Annotated in this window: 21 protein-coding genes; 8 read left to right on the forward strand and 13 right to left on the reverse strand. The window is 46.8% G+C overall.

Annotated features, from left to right (window positions below):
- Positions 1-269 precede the first annotated feature (269 nt).
- The 5 genes from HMPREF6485_RS06525 to HMPREF6485_RS06545 all read right to left on the reverse strand — a co-directional run bounded on the left by HMPREF6485_RS06525 (position 270) and on the right by HMPREF6485_RS06545 (position 6836).
- Positions 270-1205, reverse strand: coding sequence for a DNA/RNA non-specific endonuclease (locus HMPREF6485_RS06525; protein WP_004345525.1), 936 nt, complete (start codon positions 1203-1205; stop codon positions 270-272).
- A 103-nt stretch (positions 1206-1308) separates the two neighbouring features.
- Positions 1309-1560: a type B 50S ribosomal protein L31 gene (locus tag HMPREF6485_RS06530; RefSeq protein WP_004340196.1), complete on the reverse strand. Its 252-nt coding sequence runs from the start codon at positions 1558-1560 to the stop codon at positions 1309-1311.
- Between the two features lie 113 nt (positions 1561-1673).
- Positions 1674-3026 (reverse strand): hypothetical protein, encoded by a 1353-nt coding sequence (locus HMPREF6485_RS06535; protein ID WP_004345526.1) that lies wholly within the window; start codon positions 3024-3026, stop codon positions 1674-1676.
- Positions 3027-3080: 54 nt separating this feature from the next.
- Positions 3081-4277 carry a DUF5689 domain-containing protein gene (locus HMPREF6485_RS06540; RefSeq protein ID WP_004345528.1) on the reverse strand — a complete coding sequence of 399 codons (1197 nt, stop codon included), beginning with the start codon at positions 4275-4277 and terminating at the stop codon, positions 3081-3083.
- 12 nt (positions 4278-4289) lie between these two features.
- Positions 4290-6836 (reverse strand): TonB-dependent receptor, encoded by a 2547-nt coding sequence (locus HMPREF6485_RS06545; protein WP_004345529.1) that lies wholly within the window; start codon positions 6834-6836, stop codon positions 4290-4292.
- Positions 6837-7039: 203 nt separating this feature from the next.
- On the opposite strand from HMPREF6485_RS06545, the gene HMPREF6485_RS06550 reads away from it, so the two are divergent.
- The 3 genes from HMPREF6485_RS06550 to udk all read left to right on the forward strand — a co-directional run bounded on the left by HMPREF6485_RS06550 (position 7040) and on the right by udk (position 9375).
- Positions 7040-8092 carry an endonuclease/exonuclease/phosphatase family protein gene (locus tag HMPREF6485_RS06550; RefSeq protein ID WP_004345531.1) on the forward strand — a complete coding sequence of 351 codons (1053 nt, stop codon included), beginning with the start codon at positions 7040-7042 and terminating at the stop codon, positions 8090-8092.
- Positions 8092-8667: a uracil-DNA glycosylase family protein gene (locus tag HMPREF6485_RS06555; protein WP_004345532.1), complete on the forward strand. Its 576-nt coding sequence runs from the start codon at positions 8092-8094 to the stop codon at positions 8665-8667. The genes HMPREF6485_RS06550 and HMPREF6485_RS06555 overlap by 1 nt, the downstream gene beginning before the upstream one ends.
- An 81-nt stretch (positions 8668-8748) precedes the next feature.
- Positions 8749-9375, forward strand: coding sequence for a uridine kinase (gene udk, locus HMPREF6485_RS06560; RefSeq protein ID WP_004340202.1), 627 nt, complete (start codon positions 8749-8751; stop codon positions 9373-9375).
- Positions 9376-10044: 669 nt separating this feature from the next.
- Here the strand turns inward: udk and HMPREF6485_RS06565 are convergent.
- Positions 10045-10689 (reverse strand): DUF308 domain-containing protein, encoded by a 645-nt coding sequence (locus HMPREF6485_RS06565; RefSeq protein WP_044126310.1) that lies wholly within the window; start codon positions 10687-10689, stop codon positions 10045-10047.
- Positions 10690-10851: 162 nt separating this feature from the next.
- Here HMPREF6485_RS06565 and HMPREF6485_RS06570 point away from each other — a divergent pair, with 162 nt between their 5' ends.
- The gene (locus HMPREF6485_RS06570; RefSeq protein WP_007411549.1) at positions 10852-11361 is read left to right on the forward strand and encodes a histidine phosphatase family protein; all 510 of its coding nucleotides are present in this window, start codon (positions 10852-10854) and stop codon (positions 11359-11361) included.
- A gap of 143 nt (positions 11362-11504) precedes the next feature.
- Here HMPREF6485_RS06570 and HMPREF6485_RS06575 read toward each other — a convergent pair whose 3' ends face one another.
- Entirely contained in the window at positions 11505-12533 is a 1029-nt protein-coding gene (locus HMPREF6485_RS06575; protein WP_044126312.1) for a hypothetical protein, read from the reverse strand.
- 394 nt (positions 12534-12927) lie between these two features.
- On the opposite strand from HMPREF6485_RS06575, the gene HMPREF6485_RS06580 reads away from it, so the two are divergent.
- The 4 genes from HMPREF6485_RS06580 (at position 12928) to HMPREF6485_RS06595 (ending at position 16039) form a co-directional block, all read left to right on the forward strand.
- Positions 12928-13548, forward strand: a complete 621-nt coding sequence (locus tag HMPREF6485_RS06580) for a glutathione peroxidase (RefSeq protein WP_004345538.1) — start codon at positions 12928-12930, stop codon at positions 13546-13548.
- Positions 13545-13799: a hypothetical protein gene (locus HMPREF6485_RS06585; protein WP_004340207.1), complete on the forward strand. Its 255-nt coding sequence runs from the start codon at positions 13545-13547 to the stop codon at positions 13797-13799. The genes HMPREF6485_RS06580 and HMPREF6485_RS06585 overlap by 4 nt, the downstream gene beginning before the upstream one ends.
- A gap of 187 nt (positions 13800-13986) precedes the next feature.
- The gene (locus HMPREF6485_RS06590) at positions 13987-15558 is read left to right on the forward strand and encodes a capsule assembly Wzi family protein (protein ID WP_004345540.1); all 1572 of its coding nucleotides are present in this window, start codon (positions 13987-13989) and stop codon (positions 15556-15558) included.
- 16 nt (positions 15559-15574) lie between these two features.
- Positions 15575-16039, forward strand: a complete 465-nt coding sequence (locus HMPREF6485_RS06595) for a lipocalin-like domain-containing protein (RefSeq protein WP_371829280.1) — start codon at positions 15575-15577, stop codon at positions 16037-16039.
- A 121-nt stretch (positions 16040-16160) separates the two neighbouring features.
- Here the strand turns inward: HMPREF6485_RS06595 and HMPREF6485_RS06600 are convergent, their stop codons facing one another.
- The 6 genes from HMPREF6485_RS06600 to HMPREF6485_RS06625 form a co-directional block, all read right to left on the reverse strand.
- Positions 16161-16826 carry a sugar transferase gene (locus HMPREF6485_RS06600; protein ID WP_004340210.1) on the reverse strand — a complete coding sequence of 222 codons (666 nt, stop codon included), beginning with the start codon at positions 16824-16826 and terminating at the stop codon, positions 16161-16163.
- Positions 16827-17027: 201 nt separating this feature from the next.
- Positions 17028-18089 (reverse strand): glycosyltransferase, encoded by a 1062-nt coding sequence (locus HMPREF6485_RS06605; protein ID WP_004345543.1) that lies wholly within the window; start codon positions 18087-18089, stop codon positions 17028-17030.
- A gap of 32 nt (positions 18090-18121) precedes the next feature.
- Positions 18122-18910: a glycosyltransferase family 2 protein gene (locus HMPREF6485_RS06610; protein ID WP_004345545.1), complete on the reverse strand. Its 789-nt coding sequence runs from the start codon at positions 18908-18910 to the stop codon at positions 18122-18124.
- Positions 18907-19815, reverse strand: coding sequence for a glycosyltransferase family 2 protein (locus tag HMPREF6485_RS06615; RefSeq protein WP_004345546.1), 909 nt, complete (start codon positions 19813-19815; stop codon positions 18907-18909). Before HMPREF6485_RS06615 ends, HMPREF6485_RS06610 begins: the two co-directional genes overlap by 4 nt.
- On the reverse strand, positions 19802-21022 hold the full coding sequence (locus HMPREF6485_RS06620; protein ID WP_004345547.1) for a ligase: 1221 nt from the start codon (positions 21020-21022) through the stop codon (positions 19802-19804). The genes HMPREF6485_RS06615 and HMPREF6485_RS06620 overlap by 14 nt, the downstream gene beginning before the upstream one ends.
- A 7-nt stretch (positions 21023-21029) precedes the next feature.
- A complete protein-coding gene (locus HMPREF6485_RS06625; RefSeq protein ID WP_004345548.1) occupies positions 21030-22040 on the reverse strand; it encodes a Wzz/FepE/Etk N-terminal domain-containing protein in 1011 nt (336 codons plus the stop codon).
- Between the last annotated feature and the right edge of the window lie 7 nt (positions 22041-22047).

Here is a 22047-nt window from a genome sequence, read left to right on the forward strand (position 1 = left end):
GAGCGTTTCTTCGGGAGTCGGAATGTGGTGAAGCCTCGCACCAGTGACACCAAGCACCGGCTCGTGAAACACTAAAGACACTTTTTAAATCTCGTGACAATAAGCAAAGCCGCACGTCTCAACTTTAGAGCGTGCGGCTTTTTGTTGTTATGACATCAGTTTGCTGTCATGCCATCATCTTTAGTGTCAGCCGTAAAGCGTTGAGTGTCTTATGATTATAGGGATAGTGATAGCATGACGGCAAAATGGTGAAAAACAAATAACGTGTTTTATTTGTTGAATCCCCAAGCTTTCATCACATTTTCCGTCGCCAGACCTTCCACTCTGTTCTCTATGTCGTCGGGCAGATTGCAGAAGAAGTCAAGGCCTGTGAGCTGCTCCAGTTTGTCGATATTGACCACGTAGTTGGCCAGATTGTCGCGGCTGTGGTCTTCATCAAGATGCTCCACCCAAAAACCTATGGCCTTATAGCCCAATTTGTTTTTGGCCAGTAAGGCCATGAAGAAGTATCGGGGCACGATAAAGCCGCTTCTGGTGCGGGTCAATATCTGGTCGTTTCGGTCTATGGTGCCCCCCTTGCAAATGTAAAGGGTGTCGGTTTTGCTATCGGCAGCCAACGTGCGCACTCGTGCTTCCAACTTCTGCCACACTCCTTCGTTAAGGTTTGATACCTGCGGCATCATGTTAGTCATGTAGAAGGTCTGTTCATTGGCGTCTTTCGAATAGACACGGTCTTCCGATGCGCAGATATGCCCGCGTTGAAAATAGGAGTTGGTGACCGGATGATGGCTTCCACTGAACTCACCCCGCACCGAGGGCTGCTCGTTAGCCGGCACTTTAGGATCACGCTGAAACGGGTCTCCTCCCCACTGAGTGCTTCCCCAGTTTTTGCGCGCCCAATTCTTGGCCCTGTTGCCGGCATAGATTTGGAAGCAAGTCCAGCGTTGTGCGCGTTTGGTGTGATCCCATTCAAGAGCGTAGGTCATGCCGTATGCAGAGGTTGAGTGTACAATCACCTCGCTTGTTCCGCCTTTCACTTTGGGAAATTCGAGTCGTAACACTTCTTGCGGAACACCTACTGTGACCATATTTTTATTGTTGTTGGCAGTGTCTCCGCCGTTTCCGGTGTTGTCGTCTCCTCCGCAGGCATAAATACTGATGAGCAACGCTGCGATGGCGATAAAGAAAAGTCTGGTTTGTTTCATTTTGCTATGGATAAAAACAAAGAAGTGCGACCGACCGTATATGCAACTACGCCCGAACGCACTTCTAAAATGGGGATATATACTTGATGAAAAGGATATATGCTTACTTCTTCAACTTACCGTAGCGGTTCATGAAGCGGTCAACACGACCGGCCGTATCAACGAGCTTGCTCTTACCGGTGTAGAACGGGTGGGAAGTGCTGGAGATTTCTATCTTGAGCACAGGGTAAGTTTCGCCTTCAAATTCTACTGTCTCTGTGGTCTTGCATGTAGACTTTGAGAGGAACATATCGCCGTTGGACATATCCTTGAATACGACGGGACGATAGTTTTCGGGATGAATACCTTTTTTCATTTTGATCTAAATATTATTGTTATTAACTTCTTGTCACAACGTAACAGGGTGCAAAATTACAAAGAATTTTGCACCCTGCCAAATTATTGGGGATATTTTCTTGGTATCATCCTTTATTTATAGGTGATGATGATGCTCTTTACACGGAGCTGGATGCCACCCTTTGACTCTGTAAAGTCGTTGTTGATGACCACAGTTTTCCCGTTCAAGCCATTGAAGCTGATCTGGGTGTCGCTATCTTTGGTGATGGGAAACTTATTGGCTCCCACTTGTGCAAAGGCTTCATTGTTGCCATTGTATTTTGTGGTAACACCATCCTTAGTGTAAGGATCAGATGTCATGATGACTATTTTGGCAATCTCCTTGGTGGCTGTCACGGTCAGTGTGTTTTGAGCGTACATGCGGACAGAAGCGTAGGTGCCATCGTAGTAAGCCGGTGCAGACTTGCCACTTCCTTGTGCAAACTCCAGTTTCGTCCCGTCTGTGCTGGTGAAGACTGTCAGCGGTTGGCCTTTGGTGAAGCCCATGCCTGTAGCATCTATAGTGATGGTCTTCTCTCCGGTTTGCGGTGTTTCTGGGGTTGTAGATCCGCCGTCGATAGAGATGATCTTGCTGCCTTGGGCCACTTGGGGGGTGTTGCCTTTGTAGTTGACGAGTGTACCGAGGATGACTACTTTCTGACCCACCTTAATCTGGTCGGCAGAGGTGAACTTGGCACCATCCAGATACAGACCGCGGAATACGGAGAACTGGCCGGCTTCTTTGCCGTCGTCTGAAATGGCGTAGGTGGCATTGCCATACTGGGTATTTACATCCTTCACTGAAGAAACGATACCTGTAATGTACACATTCTCCACCTTTCCACTTTCATCAAGGGCTTTTGCGGCCTTTGCAGCTGCAGCCGCATTGAACGGAGAGGCCTGTGTGCCATCGCCCTTCGGCGTACCGGTCTCGCCACCGGTGTTGCCGCCTTCTTCAGTCTTGCCGTTGAGCGAGTAAAGATAGGTGGCACCCTTGCCGACTGTCTCAGGCTTATTGCCGTTGTAGTTGACAAACGGGCCGTAAACGACTACCTCATCGCCAACCTTGATTTGCTCTTGTGAAGTAAACTTCTTGTTGCCCAAATAGAGGCTTTGGAAGATATAGAGCTGGTTGGTGGCAGTGCCGTCGTCGGAGATGTAATAGGTAGCATTGCCGTAGGTTGCTGTCTCCACACTGCTGATGGATGCAATCTTGCCTTTCACATACATCGGCTCTGTATTGACATTGGCAGCCTGTGCCTTGATTTTCCCTAAAGCAGCAGCCACATTGTATGGGTCTTCCTTTGTGCCCGAACCCTTGGCCTCGGGTAACGGCTTCACATCTTCTTTCTGCGGCAAGTTGTAAGGCATAGGTACATCTTCACAGCTTGTGAATGTCATGGCTGTCATAGCCAGTGCCACCATTGAATAAATAAGCTTTTTCATGTTTATTTCGATTTTTATTTTTGTTTCTGAATGTGTTAGTTGTTTGACGGACCATCATTTGATGGAAATAATCTTGTTGCCTTGTTCCACTTCCGGTGTCGTGTTATAGAGCTTCAGTTTGCCTACGATGGTCACTTTCTGCCCCACCTTGATTTGGTCTTCTGCCGTAAAGTCGGCTCCATTGAGATATTTCCCACGGAACACCATGAGCTGCTTGTCTGTCTTTCCATCGTCTGACAGGTAGTAGTCGGCATTTTTGTATTGAAGGGATATGCTCTTGATATCGGAGATAATACCTGTGATGTAGACTTCCTCGGTGGGATTGTGGGCCCCTTTGGCTATCAGACTCAGAGCTCTGGCTATATCGTAGGGAGACTCGATGGTGCCTTCACCAGTGCCGTCGATACCTTGATACTTGTTAGCGGTCTGCACATCGTCGGCCGAGAGCAGGGTGATCTGCCAAGTGTTGTTGTAACGGGTGAAGATGCCGGTGATGTTCTGCTTGCCCGAGGGCAGTTTGGCATTGGCAAAGTCGGCAAATGTACTTGTGCGCACAACGATGTTTCTGGAGTTGTATTCATTCAGTGCACGGTTGACACTGCCACCCTGTACTGTGGCACTTCCATCTTTGGGGGCATAGACATTCTTGCCATTGGCATCCTGGAACGATACGTTCTTGATGGTCATCAGCCGGCCGGCATGTTTGGCTATATAGTCGGCATCTGACATTTTGGTCACATCAAACTCTTCTCCGAGCGTCTCCTTATAGTTCAAGTCGATGTTGCCGACTTTTCCGTAGAGTGTGGACCATGTGAAGCGGTCTATTTTGCCCACCGACCCCTCGAAGAGCGTACCGAGCTGTGCCTGCTTGCCGTAGCCACCGATATAGAGTCCCTTGAGGTTGAGGAGAATCTGCTGACCTACGGGCAAATCGCCGTAGAGACCACCCTTACCGATGCGTACGAGTATACCGCCTGTCTTGTCCTGCAAGGATATCTGGTTGTAGAAATTGCCTTGTGCATCGTTGCCGGTGACAGTGGCGAGTATCTGTATGTCTTCGGTGATTTCCTTGTAGCTGTTACCATTGATGGCTGTGCTATATTCCTTGATTGTTTTCAGCGAGTCGATGGAGATAACATTGGTTTGCTTGATCTCCGGCTGCTTGCTTGCCGGTTCGGCATAGTCGCTACCCATGCAGGAAGCGAAGAGCACGCCGGTCATGGCCATGATGATATATTTAATCTTCTTCATGAGTGCAATGAATTAAAATCTGTAAGATACCTGGAACATACCGTTGGTACCGAATATGTAATACTTCTTAGGATTCTTGGAGAACTTGTAGGTGCGCTCCTTGTTGCGTTCACCGGCATCGGTGAAGGAAGCGTCAAGACGGCTTTGCTCATAGCCACCATTTACAATCGTCTGGTTGTTGAGAATGTTGGTCACCATGAGGTTGAAGTTGAGCTGTCCGTGCTTCAGGCGCACGCTCTTGCCGATGCTGCCGTCCAACATCCAACCACCGTGGCCCTTAGCCTGTCCGGGCACGACATAGTTGCCTTCGTTGTCGACATTGCCGTTGGCTCTCAGCACTTTGCCGTAGCGATAGATCGGCGAGTAGGAGAGGTAGATGCGGTCGTAGTAGTTGGCATTGAGGCTGGCAAACCAACCACCCTGGTGGAAGTCCAGACCGATGCTTCCTGCTGTGAGCGGAGTGCTGGCCTCACGCATGTTCTTATTATATACGATGTCCTGCTTCATCACAGCTGAAGTGGAATTCATGTAAGTCACCTGAGCGTTGTTGATGTTGCGTGCATCGCCCCATGTGCCGATGGTCTGGAGGTTGAGGAAGGAGGTCAGCTTGAAGTCAAGTCCGGCTTCCACACCATAATACTTCTTCTTGATGCCCGTCATGCTCACGTAGGTGAACGAGTTGTCGTAGTCGGAGAAGTAGTTCTGCCACTCGGTCACGTGGTCGAGGTAGCTGAAGTAGGCACTTACGTTGGCATGGAGCCATGAGGTTTGATACTGATAGCTGAAATCGCTGCTGAACACATGCTCATCACCCAGATTAAGCACATAGTCGTTGTTCACTTCCGGGGAGATGAAGGCCGTAGAAGCCATAGGTGGCCGCCACTCGTAGCCGGCACCAATCTTAAACACATGGCCATGGCCTGCATTGAGTGTGGCACTACCTTTCGCGCCTCCCTCGCCGAAACGAGCCCTGCCGCTCTTGCCGTAGGAGTTGTCGGCAAACATACCATTGCGCATGTAGCCCTTGCGACGCATCTGTGTCTCTCCCAGTTTGCCGGCCATCATCAGCTGCCAGCGGCCTACATTGGCCGCGTAGTTGGCCCAAAGCAATCCTTTCTGCACAAGGAGGTCATAGTCGTAGCCGAACTTGTCTCCCTCGTAGACGAGTTTGCCCAAGCCGTTGGGGCCTGCGGTGTTGAGGTCATACTGTATGTAGGGATTGTCAGCGGCATAGTTCCCCAGTGCGTAGGTGTTGATGTTATGGAACGATTTGGCACCGAGCATGTCCTCCATCGTCTGGTAATGCCGACCTATGTTTTGTGCGAGCACCAAACCGCCGTTGAGCCTTGAATCTTTAGTGAGCTGAGTGGTCAGCGTAGATGCAAGGTTGAACATCAAGTTGTCGTTGTGCTTGGCCTGCACATAGTAGAGTGCGTCACCGCCAAGGATAGCATTCTGCCGGTTGGCCTCGTAGAGGTTGTCCCAGTTGATTTGTCGGTTGGCCTTGCTGGCGGTCCAGTAATTGTAGGCCGTCTGCCACAAGGCGATGCCCGATGCCGATGCTGATGTTCCCCACACGTCGACAAAGCTGCTTGGCATAGACTTCCAATAGTCAGGTTGCGGATTTTCGGAATTGTTGTAGTTGAGTCTGGTGCTCTTGTACATGCTGTATTTTCCGAAGACCGTGGTGGTCAACTTCATGTCGTCGTTGATGTCCCAGTCCCATGTGAACAGGGCCGACGGAGCGAAGTCGTTGACTACGCGCGAATTGCGCTTGTGTCCGTTCTGGTAGCCCCAGTAGGGGTTGTACTGATAGTCGTTGGCCAGCCAATAGGCTTCATCGGTCGATGCGCCCTGTGTGGAACGCTCCGTGGGGTTGCCCCATGTGCTAAAAGCCAGACTGTGGCCGTTGTTCCATTTCTTCTGCACACCGAAATAGTAAGACAGCGCATTGTAGAAAGTGCCCTCCACATATCCGTGGTTGGCCCAGCGGTAGGTGAGTCCGGCAGCCACCGCCCAACCCTTGCTGTTGAAGCCCGAGGCGTATGTGTACATGCCGCGCAGAGTATAGTTGCGGTTGGCAGCACCTACCGAGACGTAATGGCCGGCCCCCATGCTTCCTGCACGCAGATCGTAGTTGTTGCTTCCGGCCATGCCGGGCATTGAGAAATTGTTGCTCTCAAAGGGAAGCGCAAAATCTACGTTGCGGGTAAATCTGTTCAGACCGCCAATGCCGGAATAGCGGAACTGTCCGGTCTCCATATCGTTCATCGGGGCTCCATTGATGTAGATGTCGTTATACTTCTGGTTGAAGGCACGATAGCGGAACCGTACCGGCGAGAAGAGATAGCCCACCTCCGACGCATACACATTGCTGTTGGAGTTCAGTATGGTGACGTTTTGCGACATGTTGTCGTCTTCGCCCAACTGTGCTTCAGTGAATGTGAAGGCATTCTCGTCCATGTTTTTGGCCACCTTTTGCTCGACATTGTTGGTTTGAGCAAGGGCCAAAGGAGCATAGCAGAGAGCGATCACTGCAATTTTTACCTTGTTTTGCATAGTTCGATGTTTAATTAATTTTTCACTTTCAGTGCAAAGTAACGAAATATATTTTGAAAAGGAAAGTTTTTTTGATTAAATTTTCGTGAAATTTGCGATTTATTCAGATTAAATAGCGATATTTGCAGAATGTTTCCCTACTTTTTTGGATGGCAGGGGGCGTGGACGAGAAAACAATTAGTTGATAACTATAAATTTTTGATATGAAAAAACCTTTATTGCTCATTGCTGCTTGTCTATTGATAAGCATGTCGGTTTCAGCCCAAAAGAAGTATTCGGGCTATGCCGTTGGATTCTACAACCAGGAAAATCTTTTTGACACATGCCATGATGCCGGTAAGAACGACTATGATTTTTTGCCTAATGGCAGCTACCATTGGGATGCCATGCGTTACACCAACAAACTGAAGAACATGGCCCGGGCGCTTGCCGATATGGGCACGGACAAAGAGCCGTTGCGCAACACGGGATGTGCCGTTATCGGACTGAGCGAGGTGGAGAACAGTCGTGCGCTTGATGACCTTGTGGCCCAGCCTCAGTTACGCGCGCGTGGATATAAATATGTACACGTAGAGGGGCCCGACCGCCGAGGCGTGGACTGCGCCTTACTCTACAATCCTGCCCTTTTCACCGTGGAGACCGTGAAACTGGTGCCCTACGTGCAGGAACTCGCGAAAGACAGTGCCTACAAGACCCGCGGCTTCCTCACCGTGACCGGGCGTATGGCCGATGAACATGTGGCCTTCATCGTGTGCCACTGGCCCAGCCGTTTCAGCGGTCCGTTCTATCGGGAGAGTGCCGGCCGCCAGACCCGGGTGGTGAAAGATTCGCTGCTGCGTCTTGACAGCGAATGCAAGATATTCGTCATGGGCGACATGAATGACGACCCTGTGAACAAGAGTATGACCGAGGCCCTGGGAGCCAAGGCCGAGATAAGCGAAGTGGGAGAGGGCGAAATGTACAACCCGTGGTATAACCTGTTGGCCAAGCAGGGCATAGGTACCTTGAGCTATCGGGGTTCGTGGAACCTTTTCGACCAGATTGTGATGACTCCCAATCTGCTCAATCCTAAAGGCAGCAAAGACTTCTCGACCCTCAAGTTCTGGCAAAACCAAATCGTGCGCCGTGACTATCTGCTCCAGCAGGAGGGCCCCTACAAGGGCAGTCCCAAGCGCACCACGGCCGGCGGTGTGTGGCTCAACGGCTACAGCGACCATCTGCCCGTGGTGGTCTATCTGTTGAAGGAGCAGAAGTAATGGAGATAGAGACGCATCCTTTCGAGCCGTGGTTGCCTGCCAATGCGCGTCTGCTCATGCTGGGCACGTTTCCGCCGGCTCCCCACCGCTGGTGTATGCCATGGTATTACCCCAACTTTCAGAACGATATGTGGCGCATTTTCGGCATCTGCTTCTTCGGCGACAAGCTCCATTTTGTGGACGAAGCGCACAAGACCTATCGGCTGGAGGCACTCAAGGCCTTTCTGAAAGAGAAGGGAGTGGCCATCTTTGACACGGCACTGCGCATTAGGCGCACTAAAAACAACGCCTCCGACAAAGACCTCGATATCGTGGAGCCGGCCGATCTTGACGGCATGTTGCGCTGTTTGCCTCAATGCCGGGCCGTATTGGCTGCCGGGCAGTTGGCCACCAAGGTGTTTACCGACCACTACGGCATCAAGGCCAAAGGCCTCAAGATGGGCGGCTATGTGGAGTTCGGCTTCGAAGGGCGCACACTGCGTCTCTACCGTCTGCCCAGCAGCAGCCGTGCCTATCCTATGGCTGTGGAGAAAAAGGCGGAATATTACCATCGCATGTTTGAAGACATACTTTAGCCATCATGTCTCCGCAAGGGCTTTCCACTGGTGGGCCATGCGGAGACATTTGCATTGTGACAACTCTTTAACCCAACTTATATGGATGACAAAATCACTATCATAGGCATTGCCGGAGGTACCGGCTCCGGCAAGTCTACCGTGGTCAGGAAAATCGTGGAGACCCTCCCGCCGCACTTTGTGGCTGTGGTGCCTCTTGACTCCTATTACAACGATACGACCCACATGACCGAGGAGGAGCGTCATGCCATCAATTTCGACCATCCCGACGCTTTCGACTGGAAACTGCTTCATAGGCAAATCAACGACTTGCGGGAGGGGCGGGCCATCGAGCAACCCACCTATTCCTACATACAGTGCAACCGTCTCCCGGAAACCATCCATGTGGAACCGAAGCCTGTTATCATCATCGAGGGCATCATGACACTGCTCAACAAGAAGTTGCGCGATCTCATGGATCTCCGGATATTTGTCGATTGCGACCCCGACGAGCGGCTCATTCGCAACATTCAGCGCGACACCATCGACCGCGGGCGCACCGTGTCTATGGTCGTAGAACGTTATTTGGAGGTGCTCAAGCCCATGCACGAGCAGTTCATCGAGCCCACCAAGCGTTATGCCGACATCATCATTCCGCAGGGTGGCGAGAACGCCAAGGGTATCGGCATTCTCTGCAAATACATCGAAGGCCTTGTGCCGAAGGAATAAGAAAGTGTAAGCATATTTCCTTTTCGATTTGCATTCGGAGGAAAAAAGTGTTATCTTTGCATGAGCAAGGGAAGTGTGGGAGCACTTCCCTTTTTCTTGATTCCAATCCACCAATAGATCCCTAACCCCCTAAAGGGGGCTTTTCCACCCTGATATGGAGTGTCATTCGGCCAAAATAGCACTGCAAAAGGGCCCGTTCTGCGTTCTTGTTCGGCCCGAGTGAGCTTTCAAGTGTGGCTTTTTTGCAACATCGTGTGGCCCGAATGACATTCCTTTTTCATTTTTCTTGGCGGACGAATCGGTTGTAAAGTCTTGTCCGGACAATCGCTCTAATTCTTCAAGTAATGTTTTTTCGCAATCCGGCTAAGTTTCTTGCTATAGGTGGTGAGGTGCAAGTTTTTCTGCCTGTCCTTCTTTCCCGTCTACGAATTTCATATTTCTGAAAAATCATTCTGCACAAAAATAATTCTTTTCGAGAATAATACCATTTTTTTGAACCATTATTTCGTGTTTCCCTGCATATCGGCATGTTCGTTGTCATCCGCACTATGCGTGCGGACTACCCCATTATGCCGCCCCCCCTCATCCGGCTTCTGACCGGATGAGGGGGGGCGGCATAATAAGGAGATGCACCATGCCCTCCTCTTATGAGAAAATATGGCTTCCCTGTTACTCCTCTGAAGCAGACGATTCATTGCTTTCTCCCGTGAGGCACTCCCCTCCTTCGGAGGGGCCGGGGACGGCTTCATACTTTCGTCGCTCGTTGTGTATCTTGATGGCATTGACACATTCCACGATGCCGTATATCAGCATACACCATCCGATGATGAAAAGCATGGTGGAGATGGGGTCGATGCGCTTTACGATGACAAACAGGCCGGCCAGCAGAAGGAGGGAGGGCATAATCCAATAGCCCGCTCCCACATGCCCAATCTTGCGGGCAAGGCTGAGATTCACAAACTGGTTGATGGCACCGAGGATGAGGATGGCAGCGAGAATGTACATCAGCCCATAAAGAAATGTGCCGGGCATCAGCGCCAATATCACACCCAAGATAAGGCTTCCCAGTCCCACGATGGGGAAATTGGGCCGCAGCCCGGTGAGTTGGTTGCCTTGGGCATCGTAGACCACTGTGTCGCCCGCCCGCTTCTTTTGGCTGTAGTAGACGGTGCAGGAGATGACTCCCGAGAGAAAAAACAAAACGCCGATGAGGATGGTGAGCCAGGTGGCTGTCTCCTCGCGGTATCTGATGAGCAGTGTGCCCACGATGATGGCGATGATGGCACGGAAAAAGGAACTTTGTAATACTTTCATATCGATGATGATTTTTTGCAAAAGTAATCTGAGTGATCGCAAGGAAAATTTGTTTTCAAATTGCCGAATGCAGTTCACTTTCTGCAAAGTTACGAAAAAAGTCTATGCGGTCTATGCTCTTGTCTCGTCTTTTTTGTATTTTTGTGCACAAAAAGTAAGGAAATGACTGTATTATATCTCGTTCGTCACGGCGAAACGGTGGCCAATGCGGCACAGATACTCCAAGGGCAGACGCAGGGTGAGCTCAACGCCAAGGGCATAGAACAAGCCGAGGAGGTGAGGGACAAAATGCGCAGTGAGCGGTTTGACGCCTTTGTGGCGAGTGACCTTCGCCGCTCTGTGCGGACTTGCGAAATCATCGCCGAGCCGCACCATCAGCCTGTTGTCACCACCCGGCTGTTGCGCGAGCGTGACTGGGGTGACTTTACCGGCAAGTTCATCCCCGACCTGCGGGGGGTGAGTCCGTGGCCTGCCAATGTGGAAACGCTCGAGGCCATCAAGGCCCGTGCCGATTGCTTTATAGCGTGGCTACGCGCTGAGTATGCCGATCGGCGCGTGCTGGCCGTGGGACACGGCATCATCAATAAGGCCATTCAGAGCGTCTACTATGACAAACCTATGGGCGAAGTGCCAAAGATGGGCAATGCTGAGGTAAGAATATTGAACTTATAGGCCTTTTCAAGAGATTGCAAAACAGAGGGGGAGCTTTCCGTATCGGAAAACTCCCCCCGTTCATAACTCTCTAAAGTGTTATCCTAAATCTTTTGATAATCCATTATATTTATATTAACTTGACAGGTTCGTCTTTGTGCCGTTTATCTGTGTCCGCCGAAAGGGCTGCCTCCATTGCTCGAACCGGTGCTGCCTCCGCCAAACTGCCGGCTTGTGCCGCCAAAGGAGCGTGTGCCCGGTGAAGGACTCGGAGTGGAGCGTGGAGTGAATGTCTGATTTGGAGTGGTGCTTGGGCGTGAACTGTTGCCAAAAGAGCGTATGCCCGGATTGCCGTTGGTCACTGTGGTGCGGGTAGAGCTCTGCCGGTCTATGGAACCGTCGACGAAGGAGCGGCGCGGGCTGCCCGGCATGTTGCCGAATGAGCGGCCTTCCCCCTGATGGGTGCCATTGCCGAATGAGCGGTTGCCGTTATATCCAGAGGTGTTTCCGAATGAGCGGTTGCTTGGGAACGAGTTGCGACTTTGGTTTCCGAACGAGCGGTTGCCCATGTTCTGTTGTGCGGCGGGTCGGTTTTGGTTGCCAAATGAGCGGTTGCCCACATTGTTATAGCCGTTGCCACGGTTGCCGAATGTGATGCCTCTGCCATAGTCGCCACGGTTGAAGCCGTCTCTCATCCCGAACCTGCGGTCTTCTCCCGGTCGTGGTCCGCCCCATGAGCGTCCGTGATACCACGAACTCCCGCCGTTCATCCGCCAGCTGTGATTGCCACGATAGTATGCGTAGAAATCCGGCCGACCGTAAAAGAAGTAGTTGCGACGCGGATAGCGGGCATAAATGCCAAAGTGCCAGTAGCCTGCATCCCAATAGAGCGGGCGGTAGAAGTAGTTGGCGGCGCAGTAGGCCCTGTATTGCCAGTCAAGCAGTATGTAGCTCAGGTCGAGGTTGCGCTGTTGCCAGTAGAGGCCGTAGAGGTCGTTGTAATCGTCGATGCTCATCAAGTAGTCGAGGTTTATCTCGTAGGCGGCCTCGTATTGGTCGTCGGTCAAATTCAGCTCATACGCCATCTTGTCCGTGAGGAAAAGAGCTTGTTCACGTGCCTGCTCGTAACTCATGGCGCGAGCCGAGACTGTTATGCAAAACAGTGCTGCAAAGGCAATTATTAGCTTCTTCATATCCGTATGCTTTAAATTGTAGATTTTATCTTCCGTGTGAGCCGGTCGCAAGCTCAATTCTTCAAGCCGTGCCCCCTTGTTCACGTTGCAAAGATAGGGCTAAATGCCGACCGGCCAAAAGGATTTTCCCTAAAGCGGGAGGGGAAAATCCCTAAACCTCTGTTTCCTCCATATCTTCTTTGTGGTGGATGAGGCTTGGCTGATCTTGGTTTGGGAGTTAATAATGCCCTGTACAATGATATGTTAATGAGAATTAAATGGATGATGTCTTCCATCATCTTTTTAAATAATTATCGTAGATTTGTAGCACAGACAATGTCGTGACGGAAAATTAAACTGATGAAGTGAATATAATAAAAACTAAACTTAGATTAAACAAAAAACAAGTGGATCGATGAAAAGAAAACTTTTGATGGCACTGTTGATGCTCTTCACGTTGGGCGTCACAGCACAGGAGAGTGTCTATGGCTTCAAGGCGAAAGACAGTGAAGGGCGCGAGGTGTCGTTGGATCAGTATCAGGGTAAGGTGCTTCTGATTGTGAATACCGCCACCAAGTGTGGTTTTACTCCACAATACAAAGAGCTTGAAACGCTCTATGAGAAGTATCGCGGTGAAGGATTAGAGATACTCGACTTCCCCTGCAACCAGTTTGGCGGGCAGGCTCCGGGCGGTATGGCTGAAATCAGACAGTTCTGCACTTCTAACTTCGATACCCAATTTCCGCAGTTTGAGAAAGTAGAGGTCAACGGCCCTGACGAACTGCCACTCTTTGCCTATCTCAAGCAGCAACAGGGATTCGTGGGATTCGGCTCCGGCGTGAAGGCGAAATTCATGGATGGGATGCTCAGAAAGCAGGATCCCGACTATGCCGCCAAGTCAGACATTAAGTGGAACTTCACCAAGTTTCTTGTCGATCGCAAGGGATGTGTTGTAGCCCGTTTCGAACCCACACATGACATGGCGGAAGTGGACAAGGCCGTGGCCCGGCTTTTGAAGAAACAAGACGGCCGATGAAAAAGATGCTTATTCGTGTCAAGGCCTGGCTCGGCAGCTTGTCTTTTCGCACGGGGGTGCTGGTCTTGCTCGCGTGCGTACCCTTCTATATATTGTCTTTCGCACAAATGGCCCTGCCCATCAGCACCGGCCTCAAGGGCACTTTGTGGGTGATACTCTTCGGGCTGGCCAAGACTTTCCAGTATGGTGGGCTCACCATTCTTGGTGTGGAAGGCGTGAGGCGATTGAAAAGGGTTTTCCGGAAAGAATAAACTATGTGGCAAGTCTCCCATTTGCAGACACCCGAATAGCGGCCGGGTGCCATGGTAGAAAGACCGTGGTGTCTGGCCTGTATTTGTTTGTGCGGGGGGCGGTGCGTTTGTGAAACGTGGGAGAGAAATATGGACAATGGGGTAATAAAGCGATGAAAAAGGCGTTATTACAATATTATTGATCATTATGACTAAGTTTACTCATGCTTTCTGTGCCTTAGCATTTACGGCCATTCCCTTTTCGGCCGGTGCGCAATATGCCTGGCAGGAAGGAGCTGAATCGGAGAAACTGAATCTTGGACACGACATTCATTATCGAGTGGAAACTCAAAGTTCGTTTTCCCATGGAAAGACACCTTTATGGTTGAATGCCAATAGGCACGGACTCAGTTCGCTTGACAGGAGCAACGGCTATCTGCGAGGCTCACTGATTCGTCCGCTCCGCACCGACTCGGCCCGTCGCTGGGGTGTGGGCTATGGGGTGGATGTCGTCGTGCCGGTCCATTATACGAGCAAGGTGGTGGTGCAGCAGGCCTTCGTGGAAGGGCGTTGGTTGCATGGCGTGTTGACGGTGGGGAGCAAAGAATATCCCATGGAACTGAAAAACCAACAGCTTAGCAGTGGTTCACAAGCGTTGGGCATCAATGCCCGTCCCGTGCCGCAGGCGCGTTTGGCTCTGCCCGAGTATTGGACACTGCCCATCTTCGGCCGCTGGTTCCATCTCAAGGGTCATATAGCCTATGGCATGATGACTGATGACAACTGGCAGCACGATTTTACCCACCGTCAGTCCAAATATGCCGATAATATGCGCTATCACAGCAAGGCTGGTTATTTGAAGATAGGCAGCGAGGAACGCTTCTGTCCTTGGTCGCTGGAACTGGGGTTGGAGATGGCTGCCGAATTTGGAGGGACAAGTCATAATTTGGTGGAAGGCAAAATGGTTGCCACCAAAGCCAATGGCGGATTTAAAGGGATGTGGCATGCCTTTTTGCCCGGTGGACAGGATGCTTCCGACGGGCAATATGGTAACATCGAGGGCAACCAACTGGGCAGTTGGGTGGCCCGAATCAATTATGATACCGATTCATGGGCGTTGCGGCTTTATGCCGATCATTTCTTTGAAGACCATTCTGCCTTGCTCCATCTCGACTATGACGGCTATGGAAGCGGAGAGGAATACAATGTGAAGAAAGACCGCCGTTTCTATCTCTACAAGCTGAAAGATTTCATGCTCGGCACAGAGCTGAACATCAAGTATGGGCGTTGGCTTCGCAACATGGTATTTGAATACATCCATACGAAATTTCAGAGCGGCCCTTACAATCATGACCACACCAAAAACATCCCCGACCATGTGGCAGGTATGGACAATTACTATAATCATGCCAACTATCCCGGATGGCAGCATTGGGGACAAGTGATGGGTAATCCGCTTTATCGGTCTCCTATCTACAATACCAATGAGCAGATTGGGGTGGAAGACAATCGCTTTATGGCTTTCCATTTAGGATTTGACGGCCGACCGGCTGACCGGATTGCCTACCGTGTTTTGGCTACCTATCAGGAGGGATGGGGCACATACGCTATACCTTATACGCAAAAACACCACAATGTGAGCTTTCTGTTGGAGGCAGCTTATCACTTCAAGCATAATTGGAATGTGAAAGGAGCATACGCCATGGATTTTGGTCATATCCTTGGAAGCAATGCCGGTTTTCAATTAACAGTGTCGAAGAGTGGTATCTTAAAGTTTTAGAGAGATGAAAGTGAAAATGAAATATGTCTATAAGTTACAGCTCGTGTCGCTGTTGGTGGTCTCTTTGATGACGATGACCGGTTGCGAACTTGAAACATCTGACAACGGGAAGCTCGATGGCTATTGGCATTTGGTGGCGGTCGATACACTCAGCACGGGCGGTAGAGCGGAGTTGGGGCAGAAACGTTTGTTTTGGGCTGTGCAGCATAAATTGATTCGTTTGCAAAATGCGGATTATACTTCCGATAGCTTTTATCTGCGGTTTTCTCAAACGGGCGATAGTCTTAAAGTGTTCAGTCCTTATGCTGATCATGGACACGAGGATATGAAAGATGGTGGAGACATCCCGGTGACGGATGCTGCTGTGTTGTCCATGTTTGGAGTATCCGGTTTGGAAGATTCTTTCTTGAAAGAGAGTCTGAATGGTTCCCGCATGATACTCAAATCCAAAACGTATCGTCTGTATTTTAAAAGATTCTGAAATAGCGTTTTGGAGAAAGATAAAAAACAAAAGGTTGGCAACCCGTATGCCGGGATACCAACCTTTTTGTTTTTATGAGCTTATTGCTTCTATGTAATCATTGTCGATAGATTTTCTGTCGTCAGAACACTTTGCCAAATAAAATGTTGATAAAGGTCTTGACCAATATCTTGGCATCAAACCACCATGAGCGGTGTTCAAGGTAGTATAGATCCAAATCCAAGCGTCTCAGCATCTTCTCCATGGTGTCGGTATAGCCGTTGTATAATGTGGCGTATGAGGTCACCCCCGGCCGAATCTGATAAAGGAACTGATAGCGGGAATCTTCTTTGATGATTTGGTCAATATAGAATTTGCGCTCCGGGCGTGGTCCGATAAAAGACATGTCGCCCCTGAATACATTCCACAGTTGGGGAAGCTCATCAAGATGATGGTCGCGCAGGAAGCGGCCAATCTTTGTCATCCGGTGGTCTTTCTTGTGTCCGAAGAGTTGTGGGCCGTGTTTCTCTGCATCCATTTTCATGCTGCGGAATTTATAAATCGTAAACGGTCTGCCAAACCGTCCTATACGCTCTTGCTTGAAAATAGCCGGCCCTCCGTCTTCCCGTTTCACCATGATATAGCAGATAAGAAAAAGGGGGGAGAAAATCACAAGGCATATCCCTGCAACTAAAAAATCGAAAATACGTTTGATATTCCTTTCAAACTCATTCATTCCGTCGGCAATAAACCGCGGATTATCTTTATCGTCATTCCATTTAATATAAGGGGGAATCTTTTGATTCATATCTGATTTTTTATTTATAACGGCTATGTGGATGCTTTATTATTTAAAATTCGGAATAGGGGGCTATATAACAAGTAGAGAGGGGGCGTAAATGGTTATTCAGTGCAGGGGAGGCCATAAAGAATATATTAGAATTTATTATTCTAACAATGTGTGCTATAATAAAAGTAAGTGTTGAGTGTTCTTGTATTTGAAGACTAACTAAAATGGTCTTTTTTCATAGATTGTGCGGTATAGATTATAGTAATTTTCAATCATCTTTTGAGCCGTAAATTTTTGATTATATAGCATTAATGAATGTTGGGAAAAATCATTGTAGATTTTTGGATCATCCAATACATATTTTATTTTCTCAACAAATAAATCAGCTTTATTTTTTAACGTATATCCATTATACCCTTCCATAACGATTTCAGAAGTACCTCCGACCTTAGATGCAAAGATTGGTTTTCCGTAGCTCATAGCCTCCAAGATGACCATGGGCAGCCCTTCGTAGTCACTTGCAAGCATAAAAGCATCTATTTCTTGACAATATCTACTTGCTTGAGGAATATTGCCCATAAAAAAGACATTGTTTGGATGCTCATTGACATCAAATTGGTTTCCAATCCAGATAAAGGCATAATTAGGAAGCATACTAGCTGTTTCCATGAAAATATCAGGTCGTTTTGGCTGAGTTAGTCGTGCTATACAAAGGATCTTTTTAGTATAGCTATTTACTTCTGTTGAAAATACGATGTCTTTTTTATTGATAGTCTTTGGTCGTTCAACCCCATTATAAATGAGTGATAGTCCGTGAGTAATACCTTCATTATGCAGGTTGTCTACATCATATTGACTAACTCCAACGATAGCCTGACAACGTGTTTGCATAATTTTCTCAATAGGAAGCATTCTTCTGAATGCAATTCTTATTGAGTCAAAACCATGTACCGTATAGACAATTTTGCATTTTGGAAAAGCCAATCGTCCAAGTATTCCGGCTTTTGAAGAGTGAAGATGAATAATATCCGGATTATATTGATGATAGATTTTATGAAGGAAGAAAGTGGCCTTTATATCATTTATAATAGAAATTGAGCGTTTGAGATAAGGACAATTTATTTTTATGGCCTTATCACTAATTACTTCCCACATTTTTCCGTTTCCCTCACCACCTACGACTATAACTTCGTGATTTTGGACAAGTGAATTCACTAATGTTGTAAGAACGCTTTGTGCTCCCCCAAGTTCTGATTTGGTGATAATTTGAAGAATTCTCATAAATATGCTTGTCTTTTATAGCCCCATAAGAGTTATGCTCTTTTTAATCTGATTTTCTTTTTTAAATCTGGATCAATTATATCCAATAACTGTTTTATTTTATCAAAGCACACCAAATAGGTCCAATAGAGTTCAGCTTGGAATTTGTTGGAGCCATTCTTGATAAGGAAATGCATATATTCTTTTCTTTTTTTTGTAAAAGAGTCACTGGTGGTGCCACCTAATCGAAACATCACCAGATCGCAATTAATGTATTTAAATTCTGCCCCTTGTTGAAACATTCGTGTCAGAAGATCTAAATCCATAATATAGTGGAGGGTTGTATCATAAATACCAAATTTATGATAAGCTTTTTGGGTAATAAAACTACTTTCATGAGTTACATGGATAGAAAAAGGTCGCTTAGGAAAGGTCATTGATGGTTTCTCCCTAAATTTAGCATTGGAAATATCGTTCCAAATGATTTCGTTTCCCCTGTATATATCGGTTTTTTCATCATAGTTTTTTGCGACCACACTTAATGCACCCGGAAGTAATATATCATCGGAATTAATGATGCCGATTATATCACCTGTGCATAGTCTGATACCCTTATTGAAAGCATCACTGATGCCTTTATCTGGTTCGGTAATGATTGTAGTTATCTTATCTTGATATTTGTTAATGATATCAAGTGTACCGTCTGTAGAGGCTCCATCAATAATTATATATTCATAATTATCATAATTTTGAGTGGTTACACTAAGTATAGTGTCTTCTATGTGTTTTTTACTATTATAAGAAATCGTGATGAGCGAAATCTTAGGGTTGAGATTCTTCATACTAAATTAAGAAAATTACAGATTTGGAAACGAATGTAGGTTCGCCAATCCGAAGCCATATAATGTTTGTCAAAGGCAACGGATAGGCGTTCTTTTATATTTCTATCTTGTTTAGCTATTTTCCCAGCAATAATTCTATTTTCTTTTGTCATATTCTCAGAGTATCCTCTGAGGATTTCTTGAGCCATTCTTGATCTTAGATGTTCGCATTGGGTAAGACGCCTTAGCCTTCTTTTCCATTCAGTAAGGGCATTATATCCCTGTCCGATAACATTTTTATCATGTTGGCGATAAAGAATTTGTGGTATCGCATCGAAGTGGATATCGGCTCCGACAGCTTGTGCTACATCATAAAGCCATACATCATGCATTGGCAAGTATTGGGGCTGATAGCGTATAATTATATCACGAAGAAGCTGGTTTATAACGATAGTGCATCCACCAATAAATTGATATATTAATGCTTCTCCGAAGGTGAGCAGAGGATGTATTTCTATGCTTGGTAAGAGCTTTAAGTCTTTATCGGCAAGTTGTGTTTGACAAAAATATAGCGCAGGAGTATTTGTACTCAATTTTAATCTTTTGATGGCTTGATTCAGTTTTGTCGGTTTCCAATAATCATCCTGATCGCTGAAAGCATAGTAATCTGCTTGGGGAGCATCTTTTAGCAACTGCATGAAGCTTCTGGCAGGTTTTAGATTCTTACCAGTATAGAAATTCAGTAATCCTGCCTCTTGATATTCTTTCAAAATTTGTAGCGTGCCGTCCGTAGAACCGTCATCCCTTACAAATAATTTGATGTTAACTTCTTGTTGGTGGAGGATAGAGTCTATTTGTTCTCTTATATATCGTTCCCCGTTATATGAGGACATTAGAACCGTTATTAAGTTCTCAGAATTCATCATTAAGCTTCTTTTTAAGCATTTCTGTGTATGAATAGGCCATGAGTAGAGTGATCATGCCCGTTGATGATAGAAGTAGTGGGTTAGTGCCTGCAATTAGAAGATAGGCCAAATACGCCCAAAAAGTACAGCTAATAAGTTTATCCTGCTTGTTCTCCCACATTACAGCCAAAGGCTTAAAAAATATACATATAATAACCAAAGCGAAAATTCCAAAGTTTCGGAATAACTCGATGTAGGACCATTCTGTTATATTAACAATCTTATTAAATCCTTCGCTGTAGAAATAAGTGCCAGGGCCTTGTCCAAATAAGATATACTCAGGATGTTCACCAAAAAGGGACAAATAGGAGGGGATGTGACCGTATTTCACGACATTGGATGCTTCGTTGGTATCAGTCATTAAGGCTATGAGCAAGGTTGTGAATCCGATTCCTATTATAGTTATTATAGGATACATGAAATATTTTGCATGTTTTTTATCCTTATATTGATAGTAGGCTGTTATTCCAATAAGAAATACAGGGAGGAGCATAGTGCTTCTTGTGCCACTAAAGCTGAACGCAAAAAGAATAATGGCTAAATATAGGATTCTTTTACTCCCTCTGTCGGATTTGTTAAAGAAGGAATATATATAGAAGAGAGCTACAAAGACAAAGGATATGCAGGATTTCAAGTACATGCAGAACACCTCGATTCCAAGAAACCATCTTCTGGCCATCATAATAGGGTAGTCTTTACTTTCCGACCATAGAAAGATGAAACTTTCTGTTTCGGGAAAAATACTTATGATCGTAAAAAGGGCATCCATGATAAGGCAACAAATGATGACCGGCCCTCTAGCTATTCTGACGAGATCAAATTCTCTAATCCAAAGTAGTAGGACTATAGGAGATATTGATTTGTATAGTGCGACAATGGTATCCAGTTCTGCCTCCTTATTGGATATGACAGAGAATATCCAAGGAATGCTGATGGAGCAAAAAAGAGATAGTATGATTGGCAATTTAGACCAATCAGGCTTTATTGTACACATGCAAAATCCTACCGTGATAACGAAAAATATATCTTTTTTGTGTAAAATAGTATTTGTCGGATCAAGCATGATGACCAATATAAGGAAGAAAAACAATATATCTCCAATTATATGGGTCAAAGGCCGTTTTTTCTTTTCCTTTTCTATATTAATTAGTCTTTTTTCCAGGGCCATTTGACGGTTATGCCTTTTGGTGGACTATTTGTGATTTTATCAGTGCAATACTGGTTACGCTAAACATCCCGGTTATAAAAAATAGGATGACAATCAAGGCTTTATGAGGAGAAGAGTGTTTCACCGGTACTGTTGCCGGTTGTATAACAGCATATACCGGAGTACGTTCTTGCAGTTTGGCTAAAGCCAACTGCTGTTGCTGAATGAGTTGGTTGTAGATATTGTATCTTAATTGCATTTCATTCTCCATCTCATTTCTTTTAGAAATGAAACTCTGTAGATTAGCATCTTCGTTAGCATCACAATATGCTGCATAAGTATCTTGTGCCTTTTGGTATTTTAGTTTAGCCTCTGCGACTAATTGTTTTATATCTTCCACATCCTTTCTGACCTTCGAAGTTCGATAGTTTGTGATGAATTTTTGCAAGTGTTCACTCATTGAATCAACAAGAGTCGTTGCTATTAATGGATCTTGAGTGGTGGACTTGATGGTGATGATGTTAGATTGCTCATCATAGCTGCAAGCGACCATTCCTTTAATAGACTCAATGACATCATCTTGTTCTTTTGTCAGTCGAAAAGCATTTATTCTTTTTGTCAAGTGTTGTCTTTGCCTTCCTTTACCAACAAACCACCAAGGAGATTTCTGATAATTGGCACAATAGTCGTACAAGGATGTGCGTAGTTTACCATCAATGGAAGTGACTTGGATATTGCATAATCCGACTATAAAATTAGTTGAAATGACAACGTTCGGATAGAACTGTGGCGCAATGGCATCAGGGGAATTCCCATTGACATTCACTCCAAAGGAAGAGGCAATATTGCTCAAATTACCTAATGAGTTGCTGCCATTATTGCTTTCTGGTGCTAACATGACTTTTGCCGTGTATTTTTTGGGAAGGCTTATGGCAACAATAATGCCGAGGAGAATACTTGCAAAAGCAACTGCAAGATAAATCCATTTCCACTTTAATAGAGTGGAAATCATCTCTCTGTTTTTACTAAAATTATCCATGACTTTG

The sequence above is a fragment of the Segatella buccae ATCC 33574 genome (assembly GCF_000184945.1).
GTDB classification, from domain to species: domain Bacteria; phylum Bacteroidota; class Bacteroidia; order Bacteroidales; family Bacteroidaceae; genus Prevotella; species Prevotella buccae.